Origin of the sequence: Kitasatospora sp. MBT66 (assembly GCF_000710405.2) — a bacterium.
GTDB classification, from domain to species: domain Bacteria; phylum Actinomycetota; class Actinomycetes; order Streptomycetales; family Streptomycetaceae; genus Kitasatospora; species Kitasatospora purpeofusca.
In genome coordinates, this window is the sequence record NZ_JAIY01000030.1 from 1 (window position 1) to 1168 (window position 1168).

1 pseudogene is annotated in these 1168 nt (G+C 76.7%); it reads right to left on the reverse strand.

Annotated features, from left to right (window positions below):
* Positions 1 to 642: pseudogene (locus BI06_RS45185) on the reverse strand (hypothetical protein); the annotation flags it as partial.
* Positions 643 to 1168: the final 526 nt, after the last annotated feature.

The window sequence follows — 1168 nt, forward strand, 5'->3', positions numbered from 1 at the left end:
CCCGCCGTCATTGCCCAGTTCGGCCCGGGCCGCGATGGCGCCGTACCGGTAGTGGACGAGGCTGCCGGGCCGGTACGGGCGGTCGGAGAGCACCGCGGGCCCGGGCAGGCCGTCGGTGGCGCGGTGCAGCGCGGCGGCCAGCCGCCGGAACTGCGGTTCGCCGACCGGGTAGACGGTGATGAACTTGCCGGCTGAACCCTGTTCGCTGTGGCGTGAGTTGAGCTCGTGCAGCTGGGCCGGGCCGGTCGCGAACCGGAACGCGCACGGGTCCTCGGCGAGTACTTCGGTGACGGCCGCGAGCACCGCGCCGCCGACCGTGGAGGCGGCGCTGACGTGGAGCTTCCAGCCCTCGTCGGGGAGTTCGCCCGGGGTCGGTCTGGCCGTGCACCAGAAGCCCTCGACGTCCACCTGCCAGCGGACCCGCCGGTCCGGTCGGTCCTGCCCGTCCCGTCCGTCCCGTCCGCTCCGTCCGTGCTGCCCGTCGGTGCGCCCGTCCGGTCCGTCGACCGGTCGGCTCCCGGCGGCGAGGGCGGCACGTGTCATCCCGGGCCACCGGCCGTCCCGGTCCGGACCGTCGCCCGCCGAGCCGTCGCCCGCCGGGTCCGTGCCGCCGGCCGTCCGCAGCGATGTGTCCGCCCGCATCCGCCACCACATCCCTTCGTCGGGTGCCGACGCGCCCGCCCCGGTGCCCACTGCTCGGGCACCGGGCGCGCGGCCACGGCCTGAAATCGGTTCCTCGGAAGGCCCGGGGGCCGTCGCCCGGTGGCGGCCCGCACCGCCCCGGCCGCATCCGGCCCGTTCGGCGCGCCTGGCCCGCCGGGTGCACCCGGCGTGCACCCGGTGTGTACCCGGGCCGGCGTCTCCGGCCGGTCGCCCTCCCGGTGCCCCGGTCGGGGCGACTCCCGCTGCCGGGACAACTCCCGTTCGCAGAAGTGAAGTTACTTTCGGTAGCGAGCGATGCTCAATCCGAAGCCGGTCACTTCACTCGTAAGGGTGATCCGGGCGCCGTTTCGAATTCGTGCGAGCCGCGGGGTGTGCGCGACGATCGCCCGGTCACCCGGCCCGAACGGTCCCGGGCGCCGGTCGAACGCGGCCGCCGTCCGCCCGGGGACACCCGCGCCGCGGGTTGACGCGCGCCCGCGCGCCCCCGGCGGGGCCGCCCACCGGG